Below are 25,681 nucleotides of genomic sequence, written 5' to 3'. Positions count from 1 at the left end.
CTTGTGTTATCCCCATACATTGTCAGTTCGATATATTTATATGCGTTTGCGGCACCTTATGTTACTTCGACTCACGCAGCTTCGCTTTCAGCTCTTCAGGACTTAACCCATCTGTCGAAATGCCGCGTTTCTCCGCTTCCTGCTTCCATTTCTCCATTCGTCCTTCGACGCGTTCTCCATGATCCCGATGTTTCTCGTGGAACATTTGCCCTTTTTCGCCTAATTTCGCCTTAAGCTCCTGTCGAATTTGCGTGCTGCTTTTCCCTTCGGTCTGAATGTTGTGCTTCTTCGCCATGAGTTCAAGCTTCTTCTCACGCAGCTCTTTCATTTCAGCACGGAGCTCTTTCATTTTCGTATGGATTTGCTCCAGTTCTTTATCCGTCTCGGACTCGGCCTGCTTGGTGCTTTCTGCCGGCTTGGCGGCCTCGTCTTGCTTCACGGCGGTTAAAGACGTTCCCCCGATCAGCTTCCAATCTGCCCCTTGCAGTCCGTTCTCCCCTTGCGCTGCCGCAGGCGATGCCAAGAGAAGCATCATTAGACTGGTCCAAGCAATTACGGTTGAGGTTCGTTTCAATATATCCTCCTCCTTCTTCAAGAGATGGTACTAGTATGTTCATCCAACCTGAAAGGAAACTGAAAACCAACTAAAACTTTTCTTATCTGTTCATTGGCTGCCAAGTGTAAAGTCCCCCGAGCCGGTACGAACTTTCAGCTTCGTCTCACCATTGCCGAACGAGCCCTTTAGACTGTTTCCATTTGCACTGTTCTCTTCATATGTCACGCCATCCCATTTGATGCGTCCGTTGCCGGATCCTCCATTAAAGTCGACCGCCAGCGACTTCGGTTCATTGGCCAGATCGACCGTAACAGATCCGCTGTTCGCCTTCAAGTCAGCGTCATGACGTAAATCGTCCATTTTCACCTCTATATCCCCTGAGCTCGTGACGCCCAGCAATGCCGCCTCTCCATTGGTCAAATCCACTCTGCCGCTGCCTGTATCGAATGTAAGCGTCCCAGCTTTGAATTCGTCAGCTGCAACATTGCCGGAGTTCGCCTTCAAAGCAATCGTGTCCGCTTCAACAGCCTGCACTTGGATATTGCCGCTGCTCGATTTCACATTTACTGTTTTCCCCGTAATTTGCGCCGCATCGGTGTTGCCGCTGCCTGTGCCGAATGTCAATGCATCGGCCTTGAAATGCTGCGCCTTTACATTGCCCGAGCTCGCCTGCAGAGCAATCGTATCCGCTTCGACAACCGTTGCCAGAATGTTGCCGCTGCCCGTTTTCACACTCACCTTATTCCCGTTCAATTGGGATACATCCACATTGCCGCTGCCTGTGCTGACATCAACGCTATCCCATTGCTTCTCGGGAAGCTCAATCGTGAAGTCGACATTCAAAATATTAATGCCGAGACTGATATCAGGCATTTCCACTCCCAACTCAAGAGTATCGCCTTTGGGAGCCACTTTAATATCTATTTTATCCGCATTTTTAGGACTTACTTGCCCTTTCAACCGAACCTTGATTTGATCCGAATTCCCGCGTGCGATTTGCACATCCGGGCTCCCGCTTTCGATAAGAACGTTCCGGTAGTCGCCCGCATCGACCGTTCTTTCCAAGTTAATTTCCTTCGTGCCGAAGGATAGCAAGTTGCCCGGAAATAGATTTCCCGGATTCACTGCGAACAGGACGCCGGCAATACCCGCTATAATTAGCACCAACCCAATCACTTTTCTCATCTTCGATTCCCCTATATTCATATATATATTCAACTGTATATCTGTGGTAAGACTGCTTCAGTATAGCATGAATGGTTCTGCTCACGCTCTAGTCTGACGGAGTATTTCACACCCGTCTTAAGTCTAGTCTGTAGTCTGCAGCATGCTTCCGCAGTAGTGCCTGTGCAAGTTGAAGGACGATTGCAAGCTTTGTTCCCGCATCGGCCTTGTATTGTCTGCCACAGACCAGACTAAGGTCTCCGTAGTAATGAGGGGGGCGAGATGATACAATAGGAGCAGACGAAGAACGTCCTTTACCTTTTTAAGGTGGGGGGCGTTCTTTTTTTGTTTAGGAGGAGGAAGAAAGGATATGGATTTTGAAACGGCACATGCGGCATTTCTGGATGATCACCGTACGCATCGAAGCGGCGAAAGAAAGGGACGCTTGCTCAGAGGACATCAATATGCCGAGAAGCTGCTGTTGAAAAATGTGTGGCGGCCGCTCTTCGGTAACTTCGATAACCTGCATCCAGAGTACGAAGTGTACGACTGGAATCGCAAATCGCAATTTCTCGATGTTGCTTCTCTCCCCCCATTCGGTAAGTTTGGGCTCGAATGCGATGGTTTTCAAAGTCATGTAAAAGATATGGACCGGGAAAAATTCAGCTACGCCTTGAACCGGGATACCTTTCTGACCGGAATGGGGTGGAAAATGATCCACTTCTCCTTCGACGATATTCAGCACCGTCCTGAAATATGCCGCACCCTGCTGCAATTGGTCCTCAGTCCTTATCTCATCCGAAGTCGGCCTCTTCGTCCAGCTGTCTTCATCGAGAAGGAGATTCTTCGGTACGCCTGGTCGCCAGGAAGATGGGTTCGGCCCAAGGATGTGGCTGACTGCTTTGATGTCGATTTCCGAACTGCTCGCAAATGGCTACGATCATTGGTGGAGAAGGGCTGGCTGCAGCCTATAGCAAGAGGCAGGGATATCCGTTACTACGAATTGAAGGAAGTCGCAATGGAACACTTATTGTAAACCATTCGTGCACAGAGGACATGCATGTTGTGTAGGGGAGCGAAAGGGGGCGGAAAGATTATCTGCAGGCTATGCTTTGGTTCATACGCTGTCGGTGCGTTGGTAGCTTGGCAGGTTTGGTATGCTGGGGTCACGTTCGCTTTAAGTTCCTATGAGTTCAATGTAAGTGGCTTTGAGTTCGCTGCAAGCAGCAGCAATGAGGCTGATGTAGAGATTTCCTTTTGAGATTCCATTGGAAAACGTACAGTGTTTCTTCACCTTCAAGCTGGCAAGAAGGCATTCTACTGGAATTCATGCAGCAGAATGAGACCGTAAGGCCCCGATAAGAGGAAATGAGGCCATTTGATTGGCTGTTTTCCAGTAGAAGTCCAAGCAAGCCAGAAGATAAAGAAATCCATTGGATAGAATCCAATAGATGGAACGGCGAACGGACTCCTAGGCCAAATTCCTCCTCGACACGTATTTTTCCTTATCTGAATGTTGATGAACCTTCGGTCTTTTTCACATATGTCCATGAGATGGATTGTTCTGCTAACGAAAGAACAAGTTAAAACTCAACTTGATGAAGTTCTTGGTACAACAGCTCCATAGAGACACCTAAGATTTAAGAGAGAATTTACTCAACAAAACCCGTGAGATTGCTATATTCAGCAACTTCACGGGTTTTGTATAATAGTCCGATAATTTAGTTTATAGAACGGCGAAACGCAGCTTGCCCAGATAAAGTAAAAAGATCGAGCAGCATTTAGCAAATGAGACGTTCATTTCTTGCCTTCTCCACAGCCTCTTCACGGCCCTGCACCTGCAATTTCAAATAGATGGAGGAAATGTAGTTTCTAATCGTCCCTTCCGACAAATGCAGCTTCTGGGCGATTGCTTTATTGCGTAGCCCTTCCGTCAAGCACTGGAGAACATCCAACTCCCGCTCGGTCAGCTCATACGGATTGTGCTTCGAATCCCACGTCTCATAGTGGAACAATTGCTGAGCCACGTCCTGCGAAATCATCGTTCCCCCGCCATATACGAGCCGGATGGTCGCCGCCAATTCTTTGGGATGAATGGATTTCAGCATATAACCTTCCGCCCCGCTGCGAAGCGCTTCAGCGGCATAAGACACATCCTCAATGGTCGTGATCATAATGACACGCATGCCCGGCCATGCTTCTTTAATTATTTTGGTCGCCGCAATCCCGTCCATTTCCGGCATATTGATGTCCATTAATATAATATCGGGACGCCCCTGCTCGCATTGCTCGAGGGCTTGTTTCCCGTTCCCGGCAACCACGACTTCAAAATCCTTTTCTTCCCCCAACAGCAGCCTCAGGCTTTCGCGAATCAACGGCTGGTCGTCCGCCAGCAATATCTTGATCTTCTGGCTGCCCTCACTAATCTGATTTGGGATCGTGCACGTTACCATCGTGCCCTCATCCTTCTGCGTATGGATATAGAGCTGCCCTTGCAGCGAGACAAGACGCTCCTTCATGCCCGAAAGCCCAAAGCCGTATTGAATAGCTTCCGCGCCCTTGCCGTTATCCTGCACCTGCAGCATCACCTGAGCGTGATCATATTGAAGAACAACCTGAATCGAGCTGGCTTGACCGTGCCGGCTCGCATTGGTCAGAGCCTCCTGCAAGCAGCGGTACAACGTGAGCTTGGCCTGCTTCATCACAGGATAAGGTTCACCCATCGTACGAAAAAGGATGCGGACTCCCGTGTTTGCTTTAAATTCATCAATGATTTGGAGCAAAGACCGGTCCAGAGGAAGTGCTTCCTCTAAAGGATCCATCTGGTGCACTTGACGCCTGATATCGTCCAAGCCTGTTCTGGCAAGCTTAAGCATGCCCTGCAGCTTGGCTTCCCCTTCATTCGACTGTATATGGGGACGCAAGGTTTCCATGCCCAATATCATCGAGGTAAAGGTGTGTCCGATCGTGTCATGCAGTTCACGGGCCATGCGGTATCGTTCTTCCAGCAGCGTCATCCGTTCGATCTGTGATGAGTATTGCTCCAGAATCGTATATTGCTCTTTAATCAACGCGAGCTTCTGTTTAATAGCATCGATGGACACTGCCCCTTTTTGCAGAGCGAAGCTAATCCCATAGAAAAGAAGGGCATCCGCTAAGCTTTGCCATATCAAAGGATGTGACAGCGATGAGGAAATTGATTCGCCCACACTTAATGTGAACAGAATTACGGCGATGGGCAGCGAGAACCAATGCGCTTTGCCACGGCTGTAGAATGCAATCGTAAAGAGCGCAGGAGGAAATAGCCGGATTAATTCGAGATCATAAGCAAGGAAAAGCGACAAACCTCCGGCAAATAAGCATTCCGCTATGAAATAACGGGAATAGTAACTCTTCACAAATAAAAAAGGAATCGTATGGCAAGCCAGCAGAGAAACAAGCACCGGCCAAAAAGGAAAATCCGGCTTATCCTGATACATCAACAGGATGACGGCTGCGACCCATACGATTCGAATGATATACATGGTCCAATCCTGCCAAGACCATCGCTTGTTAAAAAGGCGCATATGCACAACTCCGATCAACCAATGTGAAATGAATGACAAACTGTATAAAAAAGCCCGTTTTCCCTTGTCATATCAAGGTTGTGACGCTTTGTCACTGGGTGTTATGACAGCTGGTTTGTTAGCTTGATGGTGGATGAGATGAATCCAGTTGAACACGGAAATTATATCTCATTCAATTCATTAACAAAAGGGAGTGCGAGTCATTGTCGCTGCTGCAAATTCGTGATCTTACGAAAAAGATAGGCAACAAGATCATTGTAGACCATGTAACGTTGGAAATGGAAAAGGGAGAAATTCTGGGCTTGCTCGGTCCGAACGGGGCGGGAAAAACGACCACGATTCGAATGATCGCCGGCCTGAGCTCCAAATCAGGCGGCCAAGTGCTCATTCATGGAATCGATGCGCATACTCATTTTGAACAGGCGATGAAGCATGTAGGAGTCATTGTGGAAAATCCGGATTTATACAAATACTTATCCGGCTATGATAATTTGATTCATTTCTCCAGAATGACACCGGGCGTGACAGAAAAACGAATACGGGAGGTCGTTTCTTTAGTCGATTTGGAGCATAGCATCAACGATAAAGTCGCGACCTATTCGCTTGGCATGCGGCAGCGCTTGGGCCTTGCCGTCGTCCTCGTCCATAAGCCTTCCCTGCTCGTTCTAGACGAGCCGACAAACGGACTCGATCCGGCCGGAATCCGCGAGCTGAGAGGGCATTTAAGAAACCTGGCGCAAAAAGAAGGCGTCGGTGTCGTCATCTCCAGTCATCTGATGTCCGAGATGGAAATGATGTGCGATCGGGTCGCTATTTTGCAAAAAGGGAAGCTGGTCGGGATGCATAACATGGCGGACATGGTGGAAGAGGAACTCGCCCAAGCCCGGTTTGAAGTCGACCGCCCGGATCTGGCCGTACAAATTCTGCAATCCTTAATGTTCGGCGAGGAAATCATGACAGACCAACGACAGATACAGGTTCGCATTCCGAAAGCGCGCATTCCTGAAATCAACCAGAAGCTGATGGCTGCCGGAATAAGTGTATTCGGTGTCCATACGATAAAGAAGACGCTTGAGGACAAGTTTATGGAGATTACGGGAGGAGACAACCTTTGATACCTTTAATTCGCAACGAAAACATGAAAATTTATAAGCGGAGACGCACCTGGGTTATGGTCGCGTTGGTAGTGATCTACGTGCTGCTCCAGATTGTAAATCTGAAAACATCGGGAAGCAGCGCTGTCAGTGAAGATTGGCGGACGCAGCTCGAACAGGAGAATATTTTGCTTAAGCAGGAAGCGGCAAAGCCAGATGCGCTGAAGATCGAAGTGAAGCAAGCGGAGAAGAACATGCTGCTGAATCAATACTACTTGGAGCACGATCAGGCGCCGCACACGAATGCGTGGAGCTTTGCTGTGAGCCAAGTGGGCAATATTATTTTTGCGGTGTCCCTCATTTCCATCATTATTGCCGGTGAAATTGTTGCTGCCGAATTTGTGTCGGGCACGATCAAGCTGTTATTGACCCGATCGGCCAGCCGTACCAAGATCTATTTTTCGAAATATGCTGCCGCTATCTTGTTCGGTCTCTTTCTGTCTCTGATTGGCATGCTGGTGTCCATTCTATTCGGTGGATTCATATTCGGTTTTGACGGTTTAGGCGATCACTATTTGTATGTGAAAAATCAGGCCGTAGGCGAGGTCCCCATGCTGCAGGCCTTGCTCGGGGGGTATGTGTTCAATATTCCATTCATGTTAGTGGCGATTACGTTGGCTTTTATGATTTCCGCAGCCTTTCGGAGCACGACGTTCTCCATTGTCATATCCCTTCTCGTATCGCTGACTGGATTTATTATGGCGATTGCAATGAACGGCTGGGCCTGGACGAAATATTTTGTGTTTTCACATACGGATTTCACGCCATTCTTCTATGGTACGCCTTCCGTTGACGGAATCACGCTCGGATTTTCCGTTGTATTTATCGTGCTTCACCTAGCGGTGATGCATTTGATATCGTATCCCTTATTTGTAAAACGCGATGTGGCATGACTAACAAAAACAAGAAATGGGGAGAAACATATGAAGAAAGTGTTGAAGTGCGCAATCGTCCTATCTATGCTGTTTCTGATTGCGGCATGCGGGACGGGCGAGGAACAAACGGAAACCAGGGATCTGGAATTACAGACAGCCGGCCTCTCGAAGCTTGTAATTGACAACCGAAATGGGGAAATTGAGATTGCAGGCCATACGGACTCGGACAAGATTGAAGTCACGGCCCAGGCAAGGGCTAAGGGTATCAGTTTAGATAAGTTGAAGCTTAAATTGGAGAATCGGGAGGATACCGCTTATTTGGACGCTTCCTTTGAAGGTCAATTTTTGGCGATGGGCTCGGGATTTGTGGATCTTCAAATCAAGGTGCCGAAGCACCTTCAGGTGGACATCATGTCCCATAGGGATGGGGATATGCACATATCCAATATGTCTTCGAATGTTAAAATAGGCAATATAAACGGCAATATTCAAGTGTTAAACACAGCAGGACCCCTTGATATAGATAATAGAGACGGCGATATTACAATCCGCGAGATTGCATCGGACGTAACCATCGCGAACATTAATGGACACATCATCATCGAGCAGGTGGGAGGCTCGGCTGTGATTGACGTCAGAGACGGCTCTCTTGACATCGACGGCGTGGCGAAGGATGCAGCCATTACACAGTCCGGCAACGGTAAAGTAAGCATCGGGGATGTTAAAGGCAAGGTAACGCAAAAAAAGAAATAGTAAATACTGCACTTGCGTTATACAGATCAGATTGAACTATTGCAGAGCAAAGAGGCCGCGTCCGTCGCGGCCTCTCGGTTGGTTCATTCATTGCCCGTCGCCACCGGATTATCTTCATAGGAGCACCAATCGCTCCAGCTGTCAATTGTGGTGGAAAATGCTTTCACAGACATTGCCACAAGTTGTGGAAGGAACGGCTCTGAGAGCAAACCCCATCAGCGCCATTAATACGATGTGCCCTTCGTCCAGAACCCTGCCATAATACACCGCAGAGAAAGCTATCCTTTGGACATTGGTAGCTACATTCGTTTCAAAACGGGGACCTTGTTCAGGGATACACCACCATCGGTAAGCCTCTAAAACTTAGACTACACCACCCAAGTGCCCAAAACGCCCGGCTCCGCGCAGAACCTATGGGCAGCCTTCAACATCTCGCCTGCAAGCACTTCAACGCACTTTCCGCCATTTCGTAAAATTGCATGGATATTGACCGCGACAATAAGCGCATCCGCCTGTATTAACGGAGCCCCGTGCAGATACTCACTTGGCCGTCGCCATAACATTCGTTCGCTCCAAAATATCAAATAACGCCTCGTTGAATGCCTCCTTTCGTTCAAGCATGGCAATATGTCCTGCATCCGGTATGGAGTAAAACCGCTTGAGCGGAGCTTCTATGGTTGCAAAGAATTCCTGTGCCAGCGGATAGGGAGTTTGCCAGTCCCGATCGCCATGTACATAAAAGACAGGTATTTCAAACGCGGCGCCCATCGACGACAAATCCAACGATTCCATTAAATATTTCCAAATATGACGCTGTCCGACACTAAATGCCCCGGAGATAAAGAAATAACGCATATCCTTGAACGTATAAAATGGTGAACATAAAACATTGCCGATCAATTCCATTGTTGGACCGGCCGCTAACTTATATTTTCTTTGGAATTTTCGAACCTTCTTAAGTTTCCTGATCATGTCATCATCGAATGCGCGGGGAGGGTATGGTTCCAAACGAAGGAGAGCTTGATAATCGTTGTCGTTTCCCGCTTCTTTTGCTGATTCCAGTACTTTTTCGTACCCGACGCGTTCATTGTCAATCATATTGACAACCTGCCCGACGCCGATATAGGCCTGCACGAGCTCCGGATATTTTTTGCTGAACAAACTGCCTAGCACCGAGCCCCATGAATGTCCCAAAATAATAATCTTCTCTTTGTGATACTTATTTCTCAAATATTCTACAATTTCATAAGTATCCTGAACGATACGGTCAACGGTGGTTGTTGGAGCAACTTGTTCCGGATCATTGTTGAAATAGGTTTTGCCACAGTTCCTTTGATCCCAATGCACAACTGTTACATGCTTCTCCCACGGGATCTGGAACTCTTGGGCAAATGGCAATATCGGCTCTCCTGGGCCGCCATGCAGAAACAGCAGTACCGGATTGTCAACGTCCTCGCCTCGATGATGCAAATATTGCGAAATGCCGCCGATCATGACGAACTCTCTGCAATCAATGCCGTTGCTCGTGGGCGCAATTCGAATTTGATTGGCCTTCTTCTTTTTCTTGTACTGGACAAACAGAACCAAGCAAACCATTAATATAAGCAATCCGCTTAAAACTATCAATAAAACGCTCATAGGTACCTCCGATAACCGATATGACCGTGGTTCCGCTCAACGGAACAATTGTGGTCAATCCCATACGACAGTTTGTATTTATTTGGGAATTCTCTCATTGCTTGGCTCCCCCCGCCATGTAGTCGGCAATGGAGTGAACGAGTATATCCAGGGCCTTCTTTTTCCCCCGATCTCCAAAAGGCATCTCTGTCGACCCGATATAATGGAGTGCATTCATTAAATAAGCGAGCACATCCATCTCGCATTCCGAATCGTCAATGCCGCACAGCGATAGTGTCCTGCTAAAATAGTCGTTAGATTTTACTGTTTCCCAATCTGCCGCCTCTTCAGGAAGCTTGCGAAGCAGATACTCGATGTCCGATGGAGACACGTAGAGTACAATACTGTCCGTAGCCAAATAGATCTCCTTCAATGCCCTTACAATCTTCTCTTTCACATGTATTTCTTCGGACAAGAGGGCCTCTACTCTCTCAAACATGCTTTGTTCGTTTTTTTTGATAATCGTATAGAGGAGTTCTTCTTTGGAATTGTAGTACGAGTAAAAGGAACCTTTACCGATATTTGTCGCAATGGTGATATCCTCCACAGTAACCCGCTTTACGCCTTTTTTGCGAATCAGTTCAATCCCTTTTGTATACATCGCTTCTCTCACCATTTCTTTTTCATGTTCGGTGACAATCTTAGGCATAATCCCCCTCCTTTTAATGACTATAAATTAACTATTCAGTCAATAAAAATATATTAACCTCTTTTTCTGCTTCTTACAAGATGTTTTTCAACTTATTTCAAGGTTCTTTTAAAGTTGATTTAAGTTAGCTAATATAGAGTTAAGCTATTGCGGAAGCCCTGAGACCAGATCAAGTAGACACGTATTACTTTGATATCGAAAAGTGTAAGCAATGTCCTTTTAAAGAAGGTTGTTATAAAGAAGGGGCGAAATCAAAAACCTATTCGGTAAGCATCAAATCAGCAAAACATAGCGAGTTGAAACATAGACACAGGTATGATGTAGCATCTTCCTCAGGTCTGGCATGCACATGCAAGGAGCAATGGCCATTTTCGCTGTCAATCTCAAAAGAATATTGACAATTATGAAGTAAAAGAGATAGAGAAGAACATAAATAAAGGCGACTTTCCATTCAGGATTGAATGAAAAGTCGCCTTTATCAAGTTAATTTCATTTCACAAAATTAATAGTATAAGTTTTTCAGTGGCCTCGTCAGACGCGGGCTCTTCAGCTTTACTCCTCCCAGTGGCCACCGGATTGTCCGGATAGCTAATCCAATCGCTCCAGCTGTCCTCATATGTTATGACGTCGGATTATTATGACGCCTATGCTACAATAAGGTGACAAAGGGGGTGTCATTATTGAGTAAACAAAAAATCGTGATTATTGGCGCAGGAATTGTCGGGGCGTCCGTGGCCTATCATCTGGCCAAACGAAATCAAGATGTAACCGTTATTGAACGACACCCCGCCGCGGCGCGTGAAGTCACGGAAAAATCGTTTGCCTGGATACATACGACGCATAGGGTGGCTCCCGAATACTGGCATTTGTACGATGCGGCTTATGAAGAATATCATGCGCTTCAGCAAGATTTGTCCGAACTGCAAATTCATTGGCACGGGGCGCTGACTTGGGGCAATCCGCCCCTAAGGGAGCAACTCCGTTTTCAAAAATTAAACCGGGAGCAGCTTGAGGCATTGGAACCGAATCTGAAGGAATATCCGGATGAAGCGATGTTTGTCAGCGAAGAAGGTGCGGTGGACCCGATAGGGTTAACGGATCTGTTGTTGAGCAAAGCGCGGGAGTACGGAGCAAAGGTTCAGTTCGGTACCAACGTTACACAGCTGCAGCAAGAAGATTCCTGCCTGGTCGGCGTCCACACGTCCAAGGGTTTTCTGGAGTCGGATGTCGTGGTATTGGCCGCAGGTACAGGCATACCCGAACTTTCCAACCCGTTAGGTTGTCCCGTGCCGGTAACGCCGTCGCCTTCCATTCTGATTCGGATGAAAACTGCGAATAAGCTGATACGCACATTAATCTCAAATGCGCAATTTGAAGCGCGTCAACTGACGGATCAAACGCTGCTGGCTGCGGAAGATTATATCGACGAGTCGGAAGAAAACGGGCCAGAGGCGGTCGGCAAGCGAGCGTTCGAGACGTTGCGTCGCAGTCTGAAGGGCGGGAATCAATTGGAACTGGAAAGCATCCAGGTCGGGATGAGACCAATGCCTGAAGACGGCTATCCGATCGTGGGCTTCCATGATCACATAAAGGGACTTTATCTGACAGTGATGCATTCTGCAATTACGCTGGCGCCGCTGATTGCGCGTCTGGCTGCAAGTGAAATAATCAATCGGGAATCAAGAAGCGAATTAGTCCCTTGTCGACTCTCCCGTTTTAAGGACCACACGAGGGATGACCCCGCTGTTTCTCGCGCGTGAGGTTGTGAATCAAGTGGAATCGCATGCACGTGCAAATTGACCTCGATACTCCTGGACACAAAGCAAAGGAGTACATCGTCACATGATCGACGACGTACTCCGTGTTACAACCTATATAACTGCTTACGCCTTCTCCTCTTCCCCCACCGCAATTGGATTCTCCTCATAGCTAATCCAATCGCTCCAGCTTCCCGCATACAGCTTGACGCGCGGATAACCCGATTGCCACAAGGAGAGCACATTCGGGCAAGCGGTCACTCCTGAGCCGCAGTACACGATGATCTCATCCGCCTCTTTCACGAGCCGCTCCCACGCTTCGCGCTGCGATACGAGCGATTTCCATCGTCCAGCCGCCTCGTCTACACCATGGCGCCAGAAATGATTCACCGCGCCGGGAATATGGCCTGCCTTCGGATCAATCGGCTCCGATTCTCCTGCATATCGCGCAGGCTCGCGTGAATCGATCAGCACGACACCCGGACGGCCCAGCCGTTCTCTTACGTCTTTCATATGCATGACCAGATCTGGGCGGACATGCGGCTCATATATGCGGGCAGCCGGGGATGGCTGTTCCGTGCTTATCGGGTAGCCGAGCTTCGCCCAATCGCTGTATCCGCCGTCCATCACTTTAACGATGCCCTGATGTCCCACATATTGCAGCAGCCACCATAGCCGACTCGCCATAGCCCCGCCCTGATCGTCATAGATAATGACGGTCGTCTCACGGTCAATCCCGCGCTCCCCCAGCCTGTCGGAGAGCATCTCCGGCGAAGGCAGCGGATGCCGTCCGCCATGAGCGCCCAATGGTGAAGATAAATCAAGGTCCAGGTTGAAGTAGACCGCGCCGGGAAGATGTCCTTCCTCATAGGCTGCATACCCGCGTTCCGGCTCTGACAGCCAGAAGCGGCAGTCTGCAATGGCAACTCCAGCCTGTCCCACCAAAGCCTGCACTTCCTCGAATGAAACCATCCATGTCTGCTGCTTCATTTCGATTCCCCCTCATAACGAGCGCCGCAGCACTCTATTCTTCTATTTGAACCGACCGCATATCGATTGTCAATTGAATCCAAACCTGTCACAATATTATCATATACCTGAAGGAGGTCTAATCTATGTCATCATCCCATACTCCAGACCAACATTCTGACAGCCCGGCGCCTCAGCCTGATACGGCTGCATCCAGTTCCCCGTCCTATCCATTCCGCGTACGCCCGATGACAGAGGAGGATGCCGAGCAAATCTGCGCGTGGACATATGAGCCGCCTTACCATCTGTACGGCTTCCTGCCGTGGAATCAGACGCAAGCGCTCGGCATTGAAATGGGCGACCCTGACATCCGGCGCGCCCAATACGTCTCCGTTACCAATGCGGCAGGCGAGTTGGCAGGATTTGCGCAGCTGTTCCCGCTCGTCGGCGTCACCCGCCTGGGCTTGGGCATGCGCCCCGATCTGCTCGGCCAAGGTCAAGGCGCTTCATTCGTCCAAGTCATTGCTCAGGAAGCCCTCCGCCGCCATCCAGAAGATGAGATTGATCTGGAAGTGCTGACTTGGAACGAGCGCGCCATACGCGCTTATAAGAAAGCCGGATTTCGTATTACCGATACGTACGAACGGCCGACTCCGACTGGACAAGGACAATTCCACTGCATGGTGTTCGATCCGCAATCAGACGAGGCAGAGCGGTAACACTGCATTTAAGTCAGCTGTATTGTCGCTACCGTTTCGCTGTTTACCACAACTTCTATAATATGGAACTCTGGATCGTGCTGGACACTGCCGCTGCCGATAAAGAGCAGCTTCTCCTGTCCCAACCCGTAAAACACATCATCTGCGAGCGCTTCCAACACTTCCTGCCGCTCTGCGTCGCCAAGCGCGGTCCACTCTTCTTCCGTCATGTCAAAGAAGGTGTATCCGTCAGGGATAAGCCCGACCGCCACCGTCAGTTCTTCCAAGATGTCTTTGTATTGTCTTCCGAATGCAACGCCCATTAGCTTGCTAGCTCCCCTCAAATCAACTTAAACGTATTGTAGCACATGTCCCCGTCTCGCTCGAATACCGGACAGAAAAAAGGGCTCTCCCGCTTTGGAGTGCCCTTTTCTCGTTATTTCAACGTCACTTGCCCATCTTATCTCCTGATCGATGGCAAGCAAACAGCATAGTGCCGGCGTTATCGCGAGCTATTCCATGGCGGCGATCAGTTCTTCTGCGGTCAGTACCGTCTCTGGCAAGCCCCACTGCTTGCCCAGCTGCGTGACGTAAGGGATATCCAAGCAAGCCTCTCTCAGCAATTCCTGATGAGAGAACACCTCTCTCGTCTTGTCGTCCAGCAGCACTTTGCCTTTGTTCATGACGATCGTCCGTTCGAAGTGCGCGGCGACAAAGTCCATATCGTGCAGTATGGTCATGACCAGCTTGCCTTCCTGGCTTAACTCCTCGATGATTTGCGCGATGCGGCGTTTTCCCGCAGTGTCCTGCGCAATCGTCGGCTCGTCCAAAATGATAATGTCGGTATTCATGGCAACGATCGAGGCGATGCTGATCAGCTTCTTCTCCGACAGTCCCAGATCATGCGGGTTGACATCGGTATGATGGGCCAGGCCGACCATGTCGAGCGCCTGCAGAGCCTGCTGCTTCGCAGCCGCTGTATCCAGCTTCATATTCAAGGGCCCGAACATCACTTCTTCCAACACCGTGCGCTTGAAAATTTGATCATTCGGATTTTGAAAAACCAACCCGATCTTGCTTGCCAATTGAGCCACGGTGACATCCTTCGTATTGACTCCGGCAACCCAAATGTCCCCGCCAGCCGGCTTGAGCAGCCCCTTCAGCAGCTTGACCAGCGTCGTCTTGCCCGCGCCGTTCTGACCGATGATGGCTGTCCTGCGGCGATCGAATTCGAGCGTCAAGCCTTGCAGCACGTCTTGTCCCCCGTTATATCCGAAGCGCACATCCTGTATCTTAATCATGGCGTTCACCCTGCTCTGCTTGTGTTGAACCCGGGATTGCGCTGCGATGCGCATCATATGCGGCCTGCGCTTCTTGGAGCGTTACGGGATACATATCCATCCCCGGCATCCGGAGGCCAATGGCTTGACACACTCGCGTATACACCGGAGGCTCTACGCCGTACTTAGCCAAATCACTGCGCGAAAACACGCGGGAAGGCGTATCATAATCAAGCAGCATCCCTTCATGAAGCAGCGCGATCCGATCGGCATAAGCAGCAAGCTTCTCCATCTTATGCTCGGCCAAAATGACCGTTATACCCTCGCGGCTCAAGCCTTGAATGGCTCGGAACACCTCGTCCGATCCTTGCGGGTCCAGCTGAGACGTCGGCTCATCGAGCACAATGACCTGCGGCCGCATCGCGATGACGCTGGCAATGGCCATGCGCTGCATCTGGCCGCCCGACAAATCGAAGGGAGCACGGTCTTTGTGCGCTTCAATATCGAGCAAATCCAGCGCGTGATCGATCCGCTCCATCATGTCTTGCCTCGGGATGCCCAAATGTTCAAGTCCGAAGGCGATCTCCTCATACACGGTCAGCTTCGATCCGGTCACTTGAGTGAACGGATTTTGAAAGACGATGCCGACTTTGCGAATTGTCTCATCCACGCCGCTCTCCTTGACATCCATGCCCCCGATGCGGACGCTGCCTCCATATGCGCCTTTGTAGAAGTGCGGCACCAGACCGACCAGCGCTTGGCAGAAGGTGGACTTTCCGGCTGTATTTTTCCCGGCAATCCCGATGAATTCCCCCGCTTCCGCCCTCAGTGAAATGTCATTCAGCGCCAGCTTCTCTGTCGCGGGGTAACGGTACTTGAGATGTTCGACCTCGATTAAACTCATGCAATCACCCTCCAAATCACGGCACCGATCACGATCGCAAGCATGCCCCAACGCATGGCAGAACCGTGTCGGTACATCTTCTCTTCGTTCAGGAACGTCTTGCTTCCCTTCACGTTGAAGCCGCGCACTTGCAGTGCCAGCGTCCGTTCTTTCGTATCAATCAGAGAGCTGAGCACGACTGGGCCAATCAGCGGGAGAAACGCCTTGATGCGCTTCGTTAACTTCCCTTCCGTCTCCATCCCTCTTGAACGCTGTGCATCCGTAATCGTATCTACGGTAGCCATCATTTGCGGAATGATCTGAAACACCGAGGTCAACACATACCCAATGCGGGGGGACAGGCCCTTGCGAACCAAAGATTCCACCAAATCCGATGGCTTGGCCGTCAATACGAGAATGAGGAAGGCCCCTACAATATTCAATGCGCGGAATGTAATGCCCAGAGCAAACAGGAGCCCTTCTTCATAGAAGGGCCATGAGCCTAATTGAAACAGCACCGTCTCGTTGCCAACATGGAAGAAGCCTTGAATGATGACGACCGTCAGCAGAATGAAGCCGACGAAGCCGAAAATGGGGAGCGACCGCGTCAACACTCCGCCTATTCCAAGAATGAGAAAGCTAACAAGCATGCAAATCCAGGCCGTATGGATAGTTGGCAAGATGATGGGCAGCGCAATGGCAGCAGCGATATAGACAAGCTTCGTAATGGGATCGATGTGATGCACCACAGACTCCCGCTCAACATACAGGCTCATTGACTTCATGCTTCTCCCACCTTTTGGAACATTCTCTTATAGAGATTCAATGTTGTCATTATTGTTGTACATGTGAATCAGACTTTTCGGCAGCACCCGGTATATTCCATAAGCGGCCAGCACCGTAAGCAATTTGTCTGGCAGGTCGACAACCAGCTCGTCAACGAAAGAAGCCAGCCATACCGACTTCGTCGTGTTAAGGACATAGCCGAAGACGATGTCTCCCCATAAGTTCCCCGTCTGGCCGCCCCAGAACCAAATGTTGAGCGGCGTAGAGATGACGACCGCCGTCAACCCGACCGCCAAGCCGGTGACAGCGGCCTTGCCCCAGCTCGATATCCACCCTTTGTATGCCATAACCCCGGCTACCAAGCCAATGAACACACTCGTAAGCGCATAGACGAACGAAATGGGATCCATCGTCAAGCCGTAAATGACGTTGTTGATTAACCCTGATAACCCGCCGATAATCGGACCCGCAAGCATACTGGAGAGCACCGTCCCGATCGCGTCCAGCCATAGCGGAAGCTTCAGCACGCCTGCAAATAATTTTCCGATGTAATTAATGCCGACAGCTACGGGAATCAGCACAAGCGCTGCGGTAGAAATGGACCACATACTTCGTTTGGACATAATCATACCTCCTAGAACATTTGGATAGATTCTAATTCTATATAGGTTGCTTCCATATTGCCCGTATCCCGATTGAATTAGCGTGTCAAACGCTCCGCATCCGCACGAATCGCCTCTAAGGCAAGCCGGATTTCGCGTTCTTCGCCAAGTTCGCACGCAGTCTGAGGCGCCAAGTTGTTAATGCCCTGCTCCAGATCGCCTTCATGCTCGGCCATAACGTTAAGTATGGATGGCGCGCGCATTCCTCGCAAGCCTCCAATTACAAATCATGCGGATGTTTCCAGCACGATACTCCCGGTTGAACGCAAGCTCTTCGACGCGATTCAGCCAATGGGCGACCGCTCCGATACGCTTCGGATCCACTGAAGAATGGCATAGCGTGATTGAGTCATATGAGTTCCGATGCGAATATGCGGTTGTACGGATTGCATATTATCGTTCCTCCTATATGGATTATTTCCATTTAATCACTTCTGCTTCATGGTCCCATCTCAAATATATCGTTTTCCTTCGCCAAATAACAGAACAAGAATCCTTGTCCGCTTTTTTTATAAGAAGTGATCAGATTACGAGTTAAGGGAGGGACTGCCTTCTGAACGGGTGGTAGAGTGGAGAAAAGTACTTATCCGCTATCTTTATTGGCTTGAAGGGTAGTAGACATGTTCAAATAAAAAAAGGAGATCTGCGGCGATCCCCCTCATGAACACTATTTTTTTACCGTTGCCTTGAAGCACGAACGACCTTCACTCTCCGGTGCTGCCCCGTTTCCCCTGCTCCCACGCGTGCACTGCACCCCGTGCCAGCTGCTGCAGCGCGATATCCTCCATTGGCGGGTTGTGCAGCCCGAACCGAACGTCCCGATACATGCGCTGAAGCGGATGATCCATGCTCAGACTGTGCGCTCCGACGATGCGCATCGCTTTGTCCACGACCGACAACGCCGTCTGCACCACGAACGTTTTCACTGCAACAAGATCCGTGAGCCGCTGGGTCGGCTGCTCCGAGCCTTTCGTTTCCCATTCCTTTGCCACGCCATAGAGCAGATGTCTGGCCGCGATCAAATCCACTTCCATCTCCCCCAACGGGCGCTCCACATGGGCCGTCTTGGCAATCGGATGCTGCAATGAAGGAGGCGTGTACGTCGTTGCGAACGACAGCGCCTCGTCGCGTGCCGCCACTGCTATGCCCAAATAGCACACTGGAATATGCAGCAGATATGGATTTGGCCTGCGAACGTCCTCTTGGTTATGCTGCATGACTCGCGCCTCCTCTGGAACTGACACATGATCCAATAGAAGATCATGGCTCGCCGTCCCGCGCATGCCTGTCATGTTCCACGTCCACTCGATGGACACTCCTTCAGCTTCACGAGGAATAATCAGATCGATGACATCGTTCGTCCCTTCGACAGTCGCCGTCACAATAAACCACTGCAACAGCGGAGCAAACGTCGTAAATGTTTTGCGTCCGTTCACCACATACCCGCCCTGAGCCAGCGGCTGCGCCGTTGTGCGCGGCTTCCCCCCTCGTGAAGGACTTCCTCCGCCGACCTCCATCGCCGCGCGATTGATGAGTCCGCCTTCTTCCACAATGCGGCGGCTTATGTCGGCGAATGTTGATTCCGGCCACGGCCGCTTCTCCGCCAAGTCATGCACGATTCCCATGTGCCAACCGATGCCGAGCGCGACTGACGGATTGCCTTGCGCCAGACGCTCCTGCGCCGCCAGCCATGCGGTGAGCGGCATGCCTTGACCCCCATACTCCTTAGGCACATTCCACGCCGGGTATCCAATCCGGCGCAGCGAATCCACATGCAGCACCGGGATGCCGTGCTGCTCGTCAAGCTCCTGCGCATCCGCCCGCATCTCCTCTGCAATGCGGTCAATCTGCCGCAGTCCCCGCTTTACTTTGCATTCTTCATCCATCGTCTTCCCTGACACTGCGTCCTTTCTTTCCGCAATGCTTCGTATTTCCGTATCCTCCTCCACTTTTGCCACATCGCTCACCTCCGCTTATCTGCTGTATCTGCGCTGATGCATGTCACTAATGCCCTATGCCCGACCGCATGCCTAATCGATTTGCTCCGCAAAGATACGCTCCAGCACCTGCTTCTCCAATTTCCCGAAGGCAGTGTCCGTTACCTGACGCGGCCGCGCGATGTCGTTGACGATATCCAAGGCGATGCGGCCGCGGTCAATAAGCAAAATGCGATCGGCGAGCCGCACCGCTTCACTAACGTCATGGGTGACGAGCAGCGTCGTAAAGCGCTGCTCTCCCCACAACGAGGCAATGAGCTGTTGCATCTCCAGCTTCGTCAATGCATCCAGCGCGCTTAGCGGCTCATCCAAGAGCAGCAGCTTCGGCCTGCGCACAAGCGCGCGGGCCAGTGCGACGCGCTGCTTCTGGCCTCCGGACAGCGTATTCGGCCAATGATCCTTGCGGTTTTCAAGCCCTACCTGCCGCAGCGCTGCTTCGGCCCGCGGCCGCCAGTCTCCCTTCAGCCCGAGCCCCACATTGTCGATAACCGTCTTCCAGGGAATAAGCCGACTATCCTGGAACATGACCGTCGTGCTCTCGCGCAGCCCGCTCACCACTTCTCCATCTATTTTGATGTTGCCCGTTGTCGGCAGCTCCAGTCCCGCCAGCAAGCGCAGAAGCGTGCTCTTGCCGCATCCGCTGCGGCCGACTACGGCTATGAACTGCCCCGCTTGTATCGTCACATTCAATTCATTCAGAACAGCCTGCTCCGCAAAAAATTTACTGACACCCTCTATGCGCAGTTCCGCCGCCGCGCCTGATTTATCCGCCGTAGTCTCCCTAGTCTCTTGCGTCAAAATAGGCCACGATCTCGCTGCATTTCCACCCATAAGTCCGTACCTCCCTTATCCTTATGTTCGATATTACGGGGTATATGCTCCATTCCATCGAAGCGCCCGCCGTTCCAGCAGCTTCGCGATCAGATCCGCCGCTTTGCCGAACGCTGCATACAGCACGATGCTTAATATGATGACATCGGTCTGCATGAACTCGCGCGCATTCATCGCAAGGTAACCGACACCCGCATCCGTTGCGATTGTCTCCGCGACGATCAGAGTAAGCCACATTACGCCAAGCGCATAGCGCAGTCCGACGAAAATCGATGGCAGCGCCCCAGGCAAAATAACGTGCCGGAACAAGGAAGCGGAACGCAAACCATACACCTTGGCCATTTCCACTACGCCTTGATCCACCGAACGAATGCCATGATACGTATTGACGTAAAGCGGGAACATGACCCCAAGCGCAACAAGAAAAATTTTTGCGCCTTCATCGATGCCGAGCCAAATAATAACGAGCGGAACCAGCGCCAAATGCGGAATGTTGCGAATCATTTGCATTGACGTATCGAACAGCCGATAGAACCAGGCGAAGCTGCCGCTCAATATGCCGAACAGAAAACCGATGCCGCCTCCGATCGCGAATCCGGCCAGTGCCCGCAGCAGGCTGACGCCCATATGATGAGCCAAGTCTCCGCTTAACGTCAGCGCCCACAGCGTCTGCAGCACTTGGGAAGGCAGGGGCAGAAGCTGCGGAGAGAGCCAATTCGCCGCGGACGCCGCCTGCCAAGCGGCAAGCAGCAATAGAGGCAGCAGCCAGGGAATGACGGCCTTTCCGCATTTACGCCATCGGCTGCTGCGAAGAGGCTTGTGCAACGGATGAATATGATGTGAAATTGCCCCTTCCGGATAAGGCGGTTTAGTGGAATCCATACGAGATGGAATTGATTCTACGGATTGAAGTTTGGATTTGGCAGGTGCTTGTGACGTGCTCGTGCTCATGAAGCGTTCCTCCTTATGCAGACTATTTGTTTCGAGTCGCGCTATCTGCCGCCCATGGAGCGTCAACGGGCATCCGCTCGGCCACCTGTATCGGATTCGGAATCAATCCGATGCGATGATACGTATCGGCCAATTGCTGCTGAGGCGCGATAATTTCTGGACTCAACAGCTCCACCCCGTATTTCCGCCGCCCTACGGCCCGCTCGATCGCATCTGCATCAATGCCCAATGCAACTGACAATAACTTCACAATTTCGGGTTTATGATCGTTGGCCCATTCATCAGCCTCTTGAATTTCTTCTAGAATCAGGCGAATCAATTCGGGATGCGCCTTGGCAAATTGCTCATTGGCATAATAAAAAGTGCGATTCGGCGAGTATCCCTGGCCGTCGGTTAACGTGAGCGGCTTCAAATCATTTTCTGCCGAAGCGAAAAAAGGATCCCATGAACCGAGCGCGTCGATCTGCTTCGTCTCAAACAGCGCACGTCCTTCCGATGCATCCTTCACGTACACGAACTGTACGTCATCCAGCTTCAATCCCGCCTTTTCGAGGGCAAGAACGGCCAAGTAATGGTGATTGCCGCCCTTTGAGACAGCAATTTTCTTGCCTTTCAGCTCGGCGATCGAGTGGATGCCGGAATCCGCATGAACCATAATCCCCATCCCTTCAGGGTTCGGGAGGTCATTCGCCACGTACACGAACGGTTTGTTGCCTGCTTGCCCGAATACGCCGGATCCGTCAGCTGCATGACCGAAGTCTACGCTCCCGCTGCTCATCGCTTCAAGCACGAAGTTACCGCCAGCGAACACCTTCCATTCCACTTCATAACCTTCGGCTTTTAAGCGTGCATCCAGATTGCCCTTTACTTTTAAAATGTTCAGCGTATTGCCCTTCTGATAGCCGATTCGAATCACTTTTCCCGTTCCCCCTGCACCGCCCGCTTTTGCCGGAGTCGCGGGGGACGCATCTGTTCCGCCGGCAGACCCGGCCGCACCCGAAGCGCAGCCAGCCGCCAGGGCCATCAGGAGCAGCCAAGTTCCAATCGCGCCCGCTTTCCACAAGCGTTTTCGTTTTGAACGCGTCCGCACATTGACACTTCTATATTTGTAGTTATCCGATAAATCAAGTTGGTTTTTAGCCATTAAAAACACTCCCCCGTTAAAACCTTTCTGTATTCGTCATCGCCTTCACCGGTGCTTTAATACCTGCCATCAATTGAATGCTTATCTCAAGCGGATCGCGCTCAAGTGTTTAATCGTGCACATACTAGCGAAAACGCCTCAAGTTCAGGTTCCCGCTTCCCATGCAGCATCCAGCGGCTTACCGTGTCACCGATAGCGCTGGCAAATTTAAATCCGTGTCCGGAGCCGCCGCCCGCGAACCATATTGCCGGCTCGCCGGGATGTCTGTCGATAATGAACTGCTCGCTTGGCGTCATCTCGTACATGCAGGCAGCCCCGCGAATACATCGCCCCGCCTCCGGGAAGTGCTGCGCCGCGAATTCGGAGAGCAGCCGTTCTTCGCCGCTGCAGCTGCCGAATGGAGCGACTTCCTCATCGGGGTCCCAAGTCTGCCCCAGCTGATGGTGTCCGGCCTTGATGCCGGAACCGCACACCGAAGGGAGACCGTAATACTCCGAATCAGCGCTCTGATGAACAATGAATGCGGGAAACCGCTCAGCGGCATAGTTACCGCTCGTGTCCTCGAACCAAGCGACAGTGCGGCGCTCCGCTCGTACGGGCAAACATAGAGACGGCAGCAGCCGCGAAAGCCACGCTCCCGTCGTCACCAGCACCTTAGAGGCGGCAAACCGCTCATTCCCGCTCCATACCTCCACCGCATTCCCTACGGCCGCAATGCGTTGTACAGGATGGTTTGGCTTCCATTCGGCGCCATATGCCTCGGCCAACCTCAAGTTGGCTTCGATAATCCGTTCACTAAACAAAACGCCACCCTCCGGTTCATATAGAACCTGAGCTTGAGCAGGAACGCATAATGCAGGCAACCTGCGCTGCGCTTCCCGTTCATCCCACCGTTCATAAGGGACCCCATTCGCGGCACAACTCGCTTCCTTCTTGTCCAGCGCGTTGCTATACGCCTCTCCGACACTAATTACGCCAGTCGGCAGAAAAAGCTTGCACCGCTCCGGCTGTTCATCCGTGCTAGCCATTCTGTTCGCAGCATCCGATGTTAATCCGAAGCAACGCCGCGCATCCTCTTCCAGACGAAGCCACCCCGCTCGCGCACGCTCCGCCAAGCGCACATAAGCCGAGCCCATCGTATATGCAGTCCGAAAAATACGGGTGTCTCCATGGTGGCTTCCACGCTTATGCGGCGGATGAAACATATCCAGCAGGAGCACGCGGGCTCCCGCCCGCGCCAGATGCATACCTGCGCTTGCCCCGAACGACCCCGCTCCGATGACGATGCAATCATATGGCCTGCTCATGAATATCACCTCTTTCGCTCCGTCTCTCTATATGCATATATTCCGATCGATTTACTTAGTATTTGAATGATATTGTATGACTCTCGCACAATAAATGTCAATCAAAAATTTCCTGAATGAAATATGGCAAAAGAGGCCTAGCCCATGTCACTACTCAAGTCATAGCGGATTTTTCATCTATGGATGGACCTCTGTGAAACTTATAAGCGGTTTTGTATTAAAATATTGAGCCTCTTTTGCCGATAAAATAGGTGTTGCATCATTTTTTCACGCATTCCGTTGAACGCTGTCGAATGCGGGACGCAGGAAGCACATTATACTCATGGATGAGGTGTGTAGGGAAACATGGAACTGTCTACTATTATTGGTCTAATTCTCGGTATCGTCTCCGTTACGCTCGGGATGTATTTCAAAGGGGCTCCTCTAACAAGCCTCGTCAATCCCGCCGCTATTATGATTATTTTCGTCGGTACAGCGGCTTCGCTTTTCATCGCTTTCCCGATGAAAGAAATTAAGAAATTTCCGAAGCTCTTCGGCATGATATTCAAGAAGCAGGAGCTTATCAACCGGGTTCAACTGATTCAAATGTTTATGGAATGGGCCAGCATTACCCGCCGCGAAGGCTTGCTGGCGCTGGAGTCGCATATTGACGATATTCCCGATGAGTTCCTTCGCAATGGAATGCGAATGATTATTGACGGTAATGACCAAGATTTTGTTCGGGATGTATTGATGGAGGATATTCACGAAACAGAAGAACGTCACCGCGCGGGAGCTTTAATATTCTCCCAGGCCGGAACGTACGCGCCGACGCTTGGGGTGTTGGGCGCCGTTATCGGACTTATCGCCGCTCTGGGGAACATGTCCGAGATGGAACATTTGACCAAGGCCATCGCAGCCGCTTTCGTCGCGACGTTGATGGGGATATTCTCCGGTTATGTGCTGTGGCACCCGATTGCTAACAAGCTGAAACGCCTGTCGCACAGCGAGATCGAAATTCGGCTGATGATGGTAGAAGGATTGTTGTCGATTCAATCGGGCGTGTCTACCATTGCCATTAATCAAAAGCTGTCTGTCTTCTTGACTCCGAAAGAACGCGCCGAAATGGGGGTAAAGGAGGAGGCTCGCAATGAGTAAAAAGCGCAGCCAGCCACACGAAGAGCATGCCGACGAATCTTGGCTCATCCCGTATGCCGATATTTTAACACTGCTGCTTGCACTATTCATCGTGTTATACGGCATGAGCGCGGTTGATGCGAAGAAGTTCGAGCAGATGAGCCAAGCATTCAGCGTCGCCTTTAGCGGCGGTGTGGGTGTTTTGGATGAAACGGCCGTCATTCGGTCCGATAGCTCACGTTCAGGGGAATTCGAGCCTAGCCCATCCAAATCACGCAGTCGCGAGCAGGACCAATATATGCTGCAAGCAAAGCATGAGCAGGAGCAGCTGGAACAGCTTCAAAGCAAGTTGAACAATTATATTGCCAGCAACGGATTATCCGACCAGCTCAACACGAAGCTCAATCATTCGGAGCTGAAGATTACGATTAAGGACAGCGCGCTCTATGATTCGGGGAAAGCCAGCTTGAAGAAGGATTCGAAGCAGCTGGCCCTCACTATTGGAGATATGCTGAAGCAGTATCAAGGATATGAGGTCGTAATTAGTGGTCACACCGACAATCGTCCAATACGGAACAGCCGCTTCGAGTCCAACTGGGATCTGAGCTCGGCGCGGGCGCTCAGCTTTATGAAGGTCGTTCTGGAGCGTTCGGGTATGGACCCTAAGCTCTTCAAGGCCGTTGGGATGGGTGAATATCATCCGGTTGCGGACAATGCCACGGAAGAAGGCAAAGCGAAGAACCGCCGCGTCGAGGTATCCGTGCTTCGTAAATTTACGGACAAGCAGGCTCCCGGAGGAAGCAACGCAAGCGAGGCCGATACCGACACGGAACCGCCAGGGAAATAACTCAATCTATGCATATGCGCTTTCATATAAGAGTGCCCTGCACGTATAACGATAAATTC

At 51.0% G+C, this 25,681-nt stretch carries 26 protein-coding genes and 1 pseudogene; 9 read left to right on the top strand and 18 right to left on the bottom strand.

From position 1 onward, the window contains the following. Positions 1–61: 61 nt before the first annotated feature. Positions 62–574 (bottom strand): serine protease, encoded by a 513-nt coding sequence (locus tag JSQ80_RS11330; protein ID WP_206095364.1) that lies wholly within the window; start codon positions 572–574, stop codon positions 62–64. Positions 575–664: 90 nt separating this feature from the next. Next, a complete protein-coding gene (locus JSQ80_RS11325; protein ID WP_206095363.1) occupies positions 665–1,741 on the bottom strand; it encodes a DUF4097 family beta strand repeat-containing protein in 1,077 nt (358 codons plus the stop codon). A gap of 349 nt (positions 1,742–2,090) precedes the next feature. Here JSQ80_RS11325 and JSQ80_RS11320 point away from each other — a divergent pair, with 349 nt between their 5' ends. Further along, positions 2,091–2,756: a hypothetical protein gene (locus JSQ80_RS11320; RefSeq protein WP_206095362.1), complete on the top strand. Its 666-nt coding sequence runs from the start codon at positions 2,091–2,093 to the stop codon at positions 2,754–2,756. Positions 2,757–3,501: 745 nt separating this feature from the next. On the opposite strand, the gene JSQ80_RS11315 is transcribed toward JSQ80_RS11320, so the two are convergent. Beyond that, entirely contained in the window at positions 3,502–5,286 is a 1,785-nt protein-coding gene (locus JSQ80_RS11315) for a helix-turn-helix transcriptional regulator (protein WP_206095361.1), read from the bottom strand. 203 nt (positions 5,287–5,489) lie between these two features. Here JSQ80_RS11315 and JSQ80_RS11310 point away from each other — a divergent pair, with 203 nt between their 5' ends. From JSQ80_RS11310 to JSQ80_RS11300, 3 genes are read left to right on the top strand one after another with little or no spacing between them, the layout of a single operon-like run. Next, positions 5,490–6,401 (top strand): ABC transporter ATP-binding protein, encoded by a 912-nt coding sequence (locus JSQ80_RS11310; protein ID WP_206095360.1) that lies wholly within the window; start codon positions 5,490–5,492, stop codon positions 6,399–6,401. Further along, complete coding sequence (locus JSQ80_RS11305; protein WP_206095359.1) at positions 6,398–7,333, top strand: ABC transporter permease; 936 nt, start codon at positions 6,398–6,400, stop codon at positions 7,331–7,333. Before JSQ80_RS11310 ends, JSQ80_RS11305 begins: the two co-directional genes overlap by 4 nt. Positions 7,334–7,363: 30 nt before the next feature. Continuing rightward, positions 7,364–8,068, top strand: a complete 705-nt coding sequence (locus JSQ80_RS11300) for a DUF4097 family beta strand repeat-containing protein (RefSeq protein ID WP_206095358.1) — start codon at positions 7,364–7,366, stop codon at positions 8,066–8,068. Between the two features lie 368 nt (positions 8,069–8,436). Here JSQ80_RS11300 and JSQ80_RS11295 read toward each other — a convergent pair whose 3' ends face one another. The 3 genes from JSQ80_RS11295 to JSQ80_RS11285 form a co-directional block, all read right to left on the bottom strand. After that, positions 8,437–8,631: a hypothetical protein gene (locus JSQ80_RS11295; protein WP_206095357.1), complete on the bottom strand. Its 195-nt coding sequence runs from the start codon at positions 8,629–8,631 to the stop codon at positions 8,437–8,439. Then, positions 8,609–9,706 (bottom strand): alpha/beta fold hydrolase, encoded by a 1,098-nt coding sequence (locus JSQ80_RS11290; RefSeq protein ID WP_206095356.1) that lies wholly within the window; start codon positions 9,704–9,706, stop codon positions 8,609–8,611. The genes JSQ80_RS11295 and JSQ80_RS11290 overlap by 23 nt, the downstream gene beginning before the upstream one ends. A gap of 94 nt (positions 9,707–9,800) precedes the next feature. Then, positions 9,801–10,394, bottom strand: a complete 594-nt coding sequence (locus tag JSQ80_RS11285) for a TetR/AcrR family transcriptional regulator (RefSeq protein ID WP_206095355.1) — start codon at positions 10,392–10,394, stop codon at positions 9,801–9,803. A gap of 170 nt (positions 10,395–10,564) precedes the next feature. On the opposite strand from JSQ80_RS11285, the pseudogene JSQ80_RS11280 reads away from it, so the two are divergent. Continuing rightward, positions 10,565–10,806 (top strand): annotated as a pseudogene (locus JSQ80_RS11280) (IS5/IS1182 family transposase); the annotation flags it as partial. 268 nt (positions 10,807–11,074) lie between these two features. Beyond that, on the top strand, positions 11,075–12,154 hold the full coding sequence (locus tag JSQ80_RS11275; protein ID WP_206095354.1) for an NAD(P)/FAD-dependent oxidoreductase: 1,080 nt from the start codon (positions 11,075–11,077) through the stop codon (positions 12,152–12,154). Between the two features lie 123 nt (positions 12,155–12,277). Here the strand turns inward: JSQ80_RS11275 and JSQ80_RS11270 are convergent, their stop codons facing one another. Beyond that, the gene (locus JSQ80_RS11270) at positions 12,278–13,141 is read right to left on the bottom strand and encodes a sulfurtransferase (protein WP_206095353.1); all 864 of its coding nucleotides are present in this window, start codon (positions 13,139–13,141) and stop codon (positions 12,278–12,280) included. 227 nt (positions 13,142–13,368) lie between these two features. On the opposite strand from JSQ80_RS11270, the gene JSQ80_RS11265 reads away from it, so the two are divergent. Then, positions 13,369–13,839, top strand: a complete 471-nt coding sequence (locus JSQ80_RS11265) for a GNAT family N-acetyltransferase (protein WP_240464047.1) — start codon at positions 13,369–13,371, stop codon at positions 13,837–13,839. A gap of 8 nt (positions 13,840–13,847) precedes the next feature. Here JSQ80_RS11265 and JSQ80_RS11260 read toward each other — a convergent pair whose 3' ends face one another. The 11 genes from JSQ80_RS11260 to solA form a co-directional block, all read right to left on the bottom strand. Then, complete coding sequence (locus tag JSQ80_RS11260) at positions 13,848–14,141, bottom strand: hypothetical protein (protein WP_206095351.1); 294 nt, start codon at positions 14,139–14,141, stop codon at positions 13,848–13,850. Positions 14,142–14,330: 189 nt separating this feature from the next. Next, complete coding sequence (locus JSQ80_RS11255) at positions 14,331–15,119, bottom strand: energy-coupling factor ABC transporter ATP-binding protein (RefSeq protein WP_087434131.1); 789 nt, start codon at positions 15,117–15,119, stop codon at positions 14,331–14,333. After that, a complete protein-coding gene (locus JSQ80_RS11250; RefSeq protein WP_206095350.1) occupies positions 15,112–16,002 on the bottom strand; it encodes an energy-coupling factor ABC transporter ATP-binding protein in 891 nt (296 codons plus the stop codon). Before JSQ80_RS11250 ends, JSQ80_RS11255 begins: the two co-directional genes overlap by 8 nt. Then, positions 15,999–16,766 (bottom strand): energy-coupling factor transporter transmembrane component T family protein, encoded by a 768-nt coding sequence (locus JSQ80_RS11245; RefSeq protein WP_206095349.1) that lies wholly within the window; start codon positions 16,764–16,766, stop codon positions 15,999–16,001. The genes JSQ80_RS11250 and JSQ80_RS11245 overlap by 4 nt, the downstream gene beginning before the upstream one ends. A gap of 27 nt (positions 16,767–16,793) precedes the next feature. Further along, a complete protein-coding gene (locus JSQ80_RS11240; RefSeq protein ID WP_206095348.1) occupies positions 16,794–17,390 on the bottom strand; it encodes an ECF transporter S component in 597 nt (198 codons plus the stop codon). Between the two features lie 77 nt (positions 17,391–17,467). Further along, positions 17,468–17,632 (bottom strand): hypothetical protein, encoded by a 165-nt coding sequence (locus JSQ80_RS11235; RefSeq protein WP_206095347.1) that lies wholly within the window; start codon positions 17,630–17,632, stop codon positions 17,468–17,470. A gap of 501 nt (positions 17,633–18,133) precedes the next feature. Then, positions 18,134–19,387: an acyl-CoA dehydrogenase family protein gene (locus JSQ80_RS11230; protein ID WP_206095346.1), complete on the bottom strand. Its 1,254-nt coding sequence runs from the start codon at positions 19,385–19,387 to the stop codon at positions 18,134–18,136. A gap of 72 nt (positions 19,388–19,459) precedes the next feature. Then, positions 19,460–20,257 carry an ATP-binding cassette domain-containing protein gene (locus tag JSQ80_RS11225; protein WP_206095345.1) on the bottom strand — a complete coding sequence of 266 codons (798 nt, stop codon included), beginning with the start codon at positions 20,255–20,257 and terminating at the stop codon, positions 19,460–19,462. Positions 20,258–20,290: 33 nt separating this feature from the next. Continuing rightward, a complete protein-coding gene (gene ssuC / locus JSQ80_RS11220; RefSeq protein WP_240463623.1) occupies positions 20,291–21,208 on the bottom strand; it encodes an aliphatic sulfonate ABC transporter permease SsuC in 918 nt (305 codons plus the stop codon). Positions 21,209–21,230: 22 nt separating this feature from the next. Further along, complete coding sequence (locus JSQ80_RS11215) at positions 21,231–22,352, bottom strand: sulfonate ABC transporter substrate-binding protein (protein ID WP_206095344.1); 1,122 nt, start codon at positions 22,350–22,352, stop codon at positions 21,231–21,233. Positions 22,353–22,453: 101 nt separating this feature from the next. Then, complete coding sequence (solA, locus tag JSQ80_RS11210; RefSeq protein ID WP_206095343.1) at positions 22,454–23,659, bottom strand: N-methyl-L-tryptophan oxidase; 1,206 nt, start codon at positions 23,657–23,659, stop codon at positions 22,454–22,456. Between the two features lie 345 nt (positions 23,660–24,004). On the opposite strand from solA, the gene motA reads away from it, so the two are divergent. After that, positions 24,005–24,796 (top strand): flagellar motor stator protein MotA, encoded by a 792-nt coding sequence (gene motA, locus JSQ80_RS11205; protein ID WP_087434125.1) that lies wholly within the window; start codon positions 24,005–24,007, stop codon positions 24,794–24,796. Beyond that, the gene (locus JSQ80_RS11200; protein WP_087434124.1) at positions 24,789–25,622 is read left to right on the top strand and encodes a flagellar motor protein MotB; all 834 of its coding nucleotides are present in this window, start codon (positions 24,789–24,791) and stop codon (positions 25,620–25,622) included. Before motA ends, JSQ80_RS11200 begins: the two co-directional genes overlap by 8 nt. Positions 25,623–25,681 lie beyond the last annotated feature (59 nt).

This window comes from Paenibacillus apiarius (assembly GCF_017052585.1).
Classification (GTDB): domain Bacteria; phylum Bacillota; class Bacilli; order Paenibacillales; family Paenibacillaceae; genus Paenibacillus_B; species Paenibacillus_B apiarius.
The sequence above is the reverse complement of the archived record's forward strand: the minus strand, read 5'-3'. Positions and strand labels throughout refer to the sequence as shown.